Annotated in this window: 4 protein-coding genes; 1 reads left to right on the top strand and 3 read right to left on the bottom strand. The window is 59.9% G+C overall.

The window, feature by feature from the left end; all coding sequences use genetic code 11:
• Positions 1-80: 80 nt before the first annotated feature.
• The 3 genes from ALO64_RS12495 to acnA form a co-directional block, all read right to left on the bottom strand.
• Complete coding sequence (locus ALO64_RS12495) at positions 81-1646, bottom strand: methyl-accepting chemotaxis protein (RefSeq protein WP_044344407.1); 1566 nt, start codon at positions 1644-1646, stop codon at positions 81-83.
• A gap of 96 nt (positions 1647-1742) precedes the next feature.
• Positions 1743-2534 (bottom strand): CPBP family intramembrane glutamic endopeptidase, encoded by a 792-nt coding sequence (locus ALO64_RS12490; RefSeq protein WP_044344408.1) that lies wholly within the window; start codon positions 2532-2534, stop codon positions 1743-1745.
• A gap of 130 nt (positions 2535-2664) precedes the next feature.
• Positions 2665-5409 (bottom strand): aconitate hydratase AcnA, encoded by a 2745-nt coding sequence (acnA, locus tag ALO64_RS12485; RefSeq protein ID WP_044344409.1) that lies wholly within the window; start codon positions 5407-5409, stop codon positions 2665-2667.
• A gap of 192 nt (positions 5410-5601) precedes the next feature.
• Between acnA and rlmM the strand changes: the two genes are divergently transcribed.
• Positions 5602-6675 carry a 23S rRNA (cytidine(2498)-2'-O)-methyltransferase RlmM gene (gene rlmM, locus ALO64_RS12480; protein WP_044344410.1) on the top strand — a complete coding sequence of 358 codons (1074 nt, stop codon included), beginning with the start codon at positions 5602-5604 and terminating at the stop codon, positions 6673-6675.
• The last annotated feature ends 76 nt before the right edge of the window (positions 6676-6751 follow it).

Genomic DNA, 6751 nt, shown 5'->3' with positions numbered 1-6751 from the left:
TTGTCTACACCCTCCTAGCGTTCCATAAAAAAGCCCCGACCAACCGAAGTTTGTCGAGGCGTTGAAAACAGTCTCAAGTCTCAGCGATTAAATCGCTCCACCAACGAATACTGCGAGTTTGCCGTATCGGTCAGTTCACCACTCAACACTGCCGAGCGATGGGCTTCGTCCGATGTCTGGTCAGCCAGGCTGGCGATGGTGGTGATATTGCGGTTGATCTCCTCGGCGACGGCGCTTTGCTCTTCAGTGGCGGTGGCGATCTGGGTGGTCATGTCAGTGATGTTGGCGACGGCCTCGCTGATGCCCACCAGTGCCTGGTCCGCTTCCAGCACCCGGGCCACGCCTTCTTCTGCCTGACGGCGACCTGCGTCCATGGTTTGTACCGCGTCGTTGGCGGTCTGCTGCAGTTTGGCGATCAGACCATGGATCTGCCCGGTGGACTCAGCAGTGCGTTGCGCCAACTGGCGTACTTCATCCGCCACGACCGCAAAGCCGCGGCCCATCTCGCCGGCGCGCGCCGCTTCGATCGCGGCGTTTAGGGCCAGCAGGTTGGTCTGGTCGGCGATGCCTTTGATCACATCGACCACGCCGCCGATTTCATCGCTGTCCTTGGCCAGTCGGGTCACGGTCAGGCCGGTTTCACCCACCGAGGTGGACAGGCGCTGAATGGCTTCGCGGGTTTCACCGGCGATATCGCGGCCGCGACGCGTCAGTTCATTGGCCTGCTGGGTGGCATCGGCAGCACGGTTTACGTGGCTGGCGACTTCCTGGGTGGTGGCGGCCATCTGGTTGATCGCGGCGGCGACCTGCTCGGTTTCCACACGCTGGCGCTCCAGCCCGGTCGAACTGGCATTGGCCAGCGAGTTGGACTGACGAGCCTGACTGGTCAAGTGTTCGGCGGTGTCCTGCAAACGCGTGAGACAAGTCTTCAGACGTGCTTCCTGGCTGAGGATCGACATTTCCAGGCGCGCTTGTGGGCCACGGCTGTCGGTATACATCTGTGCGATGAGTGGGTCAGAGGTCGTCTGCTCGGCCAGGCGCAACAAACGTTTGGTGCCGCGCTGCTGCCAGGACAACCCCAGCAGGCCCAGTGGCACTGAAAGCGCCGCCGCCAGGGCAAAGCCCCAATGCGAGTTGAGCCATACGCCGATCAGGAAGCTCAGTTGACTGACCAGAATGAACGGCAGCCAGTCCTGAAGTACCGGCAGCCACTTGTCGCGGCTTGGTATCGCGCTCTTGCCCTTGTTGATCCGGGCATAAAGCGCCTCGGCACGACGGATCTGTTCGGCTGTCGGTTTGATGCGTACCGACTCGAAACCCACCACCTTGCGGTTTTCCAGCATCGGCGTTACGTAGGCGTTGACCCAGTAATGATCGCCGTTCTTGCAGCGATTCTTGACGATGCCCATCCACGGCTGCCCGGTTTTGAGAGTGGTCCACATGTGCTCGAAAACCGCAGGTGGCACGTCCGGGTGACGCACGGTGTTGTGCGCTGCACCGAGCAGTTCCGCCTCGCTGTAACCACTGATGTCGACGAAGGCATCGTTGCAATACGTGATCGTACCGCGGGTGTCGGTGGTGGAGATCAGTCGCTGCTCGGCAGGAAAAGTCCGCTCATGTTGAGTGATGGGCTGGTTGTTGCGCATTGGGTTTCGATCCTTCGATCCGGAAGACTATGGTGTGTTATCGGCCGGCGTGTCGATAAATTGAGCGGTGCGTCACAAATGACCGGGCAGTCAGCATTACCGGCCAAGCATGGGGTAGGTGAAAAGCCCGAAGTGCACCAGATTCAGACCGAAGTGACTGATGATCGCCGCTTGCAGGCCACCAAAACGAAACGCGATGCCGTAACCCACACCTGCCATGCTCGCCAACACTATCCACTCCCAGCCGGCGCCTGTGTGAGCGAGCCCGAACAGGCTTGCAGCAAGGGTGATCGACAGTGCGCTCGCAAACCTAGAGCCCTTGAACAGGCGCTGCAGACCGCCTTGCAGATATGCGCGAAAAAACAGTTCTTCGGTCAGGGTCACCAGCAACAGGTTGTTGAGCAGCCATATCAGGCCTTGATCAGGCCATTTGGGTGCCCAGCCTACAACGTTGAGAATGACGGCTGCTGTCATGCAGAACGCTGACGTCACGATCAGCGCGAGAACGCCGGTTTGCAGCGAATGGGTCATGTCGACCCTGGGCATGATCCACGGGCAGGCCAGTATCAGCCAGAAGCCGATCAGAGGCTTGTCCAGATAAAGCGACATGGAAAAAACCTGGGCATCGGTCGTGAATCGGGTGGCCTCGATGACTTGCGCGCTATTGAAGCCGGGTGCCAGATGAAAAGCCAACGCGAGGCCCGTCACAATAAACAGCGCGTGACCAAAAAGGCGGATGTATTGATGGGAGGGCAACGCCACGCATAACCAGGCGAGGAGCAACAGGCTGAAACTTGCGGCCGCAGAAGGGGCAAGGCTGCCATAGGACAGTGCAAGCGCGTAGCCAGCACTCAGAAGAAAGAGAACCAGCCAGTGCCTCGTACTCATGAGATACATCCTGCTTCAAGAAGCCCAGGATTCTATCCGACGTCCAGCGATGCCGGTTTGAGCTTAGACAAATCTTCATGCACGAGCCTGACCCCTAAGCTGGGGCAGGCTGCGTGTCAGGCAATGCGTTTCAGGAAGCGATCAGCTGTCGCAACACGTAATGCAGAATGCCCCCCGCCTTGAAGTATTCCACCTCGTTAAGCGTGTCGATGCGGCACAGCACGTCAACGGTTTCCTTGCTGCCGTCTTCGCGGTTGATATGCAGAGTCAGGCTCATGCCTGGTTGCACGTCGGCGTTGGTCAGTCCGGTGATTTTCAGCGTTTCCTTGCCGGTCAGGCCCAGTGTCTTGCGGGTCTGGCCGTTCTTGAACTGCGAAGGCAGCACGCCCATACCGACCAGATTCGAGCGGTGAATCCGTTCGAAGCTTTCGGCGATGACAGCCTTGACGCCTAACAGATTAGTACCCTTGGCCGCCCAGTCGCGACTGGAGCCAGTGCCGTATTCCAGCCCCGCGATGATCACCAGCGGCGTATTTTCTGCCTGGTAGCGCATGGCTGCATCGTATATCGCCAGCTTTTCGCCGGAGGGCACATGCAACGTGTTACCGCCTTCCTCACCGCCGAGCATTTCGTTGCGAATGCGGATATTGGCGAAAGTGCCGCGCATCATCACTTCGTGGTTACCGCGGCGTGAGCCGTAGGAGTTGAAGTCCTGATACTTGACGCCTTTTTCCTGAAGGTAGCGTCCGGCGGGGCTGTCGACCTTGATATTCCCGGCAGGGGAGATGTGGTCGGTGGTCACCGAGTCGCCCAGCAAGGCGAGGATGCGCGCGTTTTCCACGTCTTCGATAACCGGTAATGGACCACCGATGTCTTCGAAGAACGGCGGGTGCTGAATGTACGTGGAGTCGTCCTGCCAGACATAAGTGGCGGCCTGTGGCACTTCGATGGCTTGCCATTGTTCGTCACCGGCAAACACTTCGGCGTATTCCTTGTGGAACATACCGGTGTTGACGCTGGCCACCGCATCGGCGATTTCCTGCTGGCTTGGCCAGATATCGCGCAGGTAAACCGGTTTCCCGTCCGACCCTTCGCCCAGTGGCTCGCTGCTGATGTCGATTCGCACCGAGCCTGCCAGTGCGTAGGCGACCACCAGAGGCGGCGATGCCAGCCAGTTGGTCTTGACCAGCGGATGGACGCGACCCTCGAAGTTGCGGTTGCCCGAGAGCACCGAGGCCACTGTCAGGTCGGATTGCTGAATGGCTTTTTCGATAGGCTCCAGCAGTGGGCCGGAGTTACCGATACAGGTGGTGCAGCCGTAACCCACCAGATCGAAGCCCAGGGCGTCGAGGTATTGGGTCAGACCTGCCGCGTTGTAATAGTCGGTCACGACTTTCGAACCGGGTGCCAGCGAGCTTTTCACCCAGGGCTTGCGCTTCAGGCCTTTCTCGACAGCTTTTTTTGCCACCAGCCCGGCGGCCATCATGACGCTGGGGTTTGAGGTGTTGGTGCAGGAGGTGATCGCCGCGATGACCACGGCACCGTCCTTCAGGTTATAGGTCTGGCCGTTGTACTCATACTGGGTTTCACCGCTGACCTGAGCCTCGTTGCCCACCGCGACACCGCCGCCGCCTTCGCTTTCCAGACGACCTTCGTCGACCTTGGCGGGCTTGACCTGCAAACCGAGAAAGTCGCTGAATGCCTTGGATACATTCGGCAGCGCGACACGGTCTTGAGGACGTTTGGGGCCTGCAAGGCTGGCTTCCACGGTACTCATGTCCAGTTCCAGACTGTCGCTGAACACCGGTTCCTGACCTGCCAGACGCCACAGGCCCTGAGCTTTGCAATACGCCTCGACCAGCTTGACGGTCTCGTCAGGACGACCGGACAGACGCAGGTAGTCCAGCGTCACCTCATCGACCGGGAAGAAACCACAGGTCGCGCCGTATTCCGGTGCCATGTTGGCAATGGTCGCCCGGTCTGCCAGTGGCAGATCAGCCAGGCCGTCGCCGTAGAACTCGACAAACTTGCCGACCACACCTTTCTTGCGCAGCATCTGGGTGACCGTCAGCACCAGATCGGTGGCGGTGATGCCTTCCTTCAATTTGCCGGTCAGCCTGAAACCGATGACTTCCGGGATCAGCATCGACACTGGCTGGCCAAGCATCGCCGCTTCGGCTTCGATACCGCCCACGCCCCAGCCCAGTACGCCCAGGCCATTGATCATCGTGGTGTGCGAGTCGGTACCGACCAGCGTGTCGGGGAATGCGTAAGTGCGGCCGTCCTCTTCCTTGGTCCATACCGTGCGGCCCAGGTATTCGAGGTTCACCTGATGGCAAATGCCGGTGCCGGGCGGCACCACGCTGAAATTATCGAAAGCGCTCTGGCCCCAGCGCAGGAACGCGTAGCGCTCACCGTTGCGCTGCATCTCGATGTCGACGTTCTCGCCGAACGCCTCGGCGTTGCCAAACTTGTCGACCATCACCGAGTGGTCGATCACCAGGTCCACCGGGGACAGCGGGTTGATGCGTTGCGGGTCACCCCCAGCCTTGGCCACGGCAGCGCGCATGGCGGCCAGATCGACCACTGCCGGCACACCGGTGAAGTCCTGCATCAGCACGCGGGCAGGGCGGTATTGAATTTCCCGGTCCGAACGGCGCTCGGTCAGCCAGTCGGCAATAGCCTTGAGGTCGTTACCGGTGACGGTCTTGTTGTCCTCCCAACGCAGCAGGTTTTCCAGCAGCACTTTGAGTGACATGGGCAGCTTGTCGAGGTCGCCAAGGGAGCGGGCAGCTTCCGGCAGGCTGAAATAATGGTAGGTCTTGTTGTCGATTTCGAGCGTTTTCAGGCTCTTCAGGCTATCAAGGGAGGGCATGAATGTCTCCTTTCTGGATTGTTCTCCGAACATCGGTTCACGGGCTCCATGTGCATCAGGTCGGGAGCGCCGCATCAGGCTTCAACTGCTGTGGACTGTTGTGCAGCACCAGTGGTTCCTGGATTGGGCTATCATGCGCGGCTTTTAAGTCTGCGGGGTTACGCCCGAGTGCCCACCGCCCAGGAGTAACCCATGAATACACTGTTTATGCACTGCCGACCCGGTTTTGAGGGCGAAGTCTGCTCGGAGATATCTGATCACGCCGCGCGCCTGGACGTGGCCGGGTATGCCAAGGCACGTCCCGATACCGCCTTTGCCGAATTCATCTGCACCGAGGCGGATGGTGCCGAACGGTTGATGAATGGTCAGCGTTTCGACGCGCTGATCTTTCCCCGGCAATGGGCGCGGGGGATGTTTCTCGAGTTGCCGGAAACCGACCGCATCAGTGTGATCCTTGCGCAGCTTTCGGCGTTTCCGGCCTGCGGCAGCCTGTGGCTTGAGGTCGTGGATACCAACGACGGCAAGGAGCTGTCGAATTTCTGCAGGAAGTTCGAGGCACCGCTGCGCAAGGCTCTGATGCAGGCAGGCAAGCTGGTTGACGATCCGCGCAAGCCGCGTCTGTTACTGACCTTCAAGAGTGGCCGTGAAGTGTTTCTCGGTCTGGCCGACGCGGACAACTCTGCCATGTGGCCGATGGGCATCCCGCGCCTCAAGTTTCCCCGCGAGGCGCCTAGCCGTTCCACCTTGAAGCTGGAAGAGGCATGGCACCATTTCATCCCCAGAGACCAGTGGGACGAACGCCTTTCCGGCGACATGACCGGCGTGGACCTTGGCGCCGCACCGGGTGGCTGGACGTATCAACTGGTGCGCCGGGGCATGCTGGTGACGGCCATCGATAACGGGCCGATGGCGGAAAGCCTGATGGATACCGGGCTGGTCCAGCACTTGATGGCTGACGGTTTTACCTACAAACCCCGGCACCCGGTGGACTGGATGGTCTGCGACATCGTCGAGAAGCCTGCGCGCAATGCCGCGTTGCTGGAAACCTGGCTGGGTGAAGGCCTGTGCCGCGAAGCAGTGGTCAACCTCAAACTGCCGATGAAACAGCGCTACGCCGAAGTACGCCGATTGCTCGACCGTATCGAAGAAGGCTTTCAGGCGCGTGGCGTACGGGTGTCGATCGGCTGCAAACAGCTCTACCACGACCGCGAAGAAGTCACCTGCCACCTGCGCAGGCTTGATGTGGCCAAAGCGGCCAGAAAGTGATTTCTCACGCCCGCGCCGCATGCTTCAGTGACTATCGGATTTCAGTGACTATCGGATTATCGTGCCAATGCTCCGC

Origin of the sequence: Pseudomonas meliae, from assembly GCF_001400515.1 — a bacterium.
Lineage (GTDB): Bacteria > Pseudomonadota > Gammaproteobacteria > Pseudomonadales > Pseudomonadaceae > Aquipseudomonas > Aquipseudomonas amygdali.
Note: the sequence above shows the minus strand (reverse complement) of the source record. Positions and strands in the feature narration are given on the sequence as shown.

Coding starts and splice junctions, on each gene's coding strand:
- ALO64_RS12495 (WP_044344407.1), bottom strand. CDS start 1,646: ATGCGCAACAACCAGCCCATCACTCAACATGAGCGGACTTTTCCTGCC.
- ALO64_RS12490 (WP_044344408.1), bottom strand. CDS start 2,534: ATGAGTACGAGGCACTGGCTGGTTCTCTTTCTTCTGAGTGCTGGCTAC.
- acnA (WP_044344409.1), bottom strand. CDS start 5,409: ATGCCCTCCCTTGATAGCCTGAAGAGCCTGAAAACGCTCGAAATCGAC.
- rlmM (WP_044344410.1), top strand. CDS start 5,602: ATGAATACACTGTTTATGCACTGCCGACCCGGTTTTGAGGGCGAAGTC.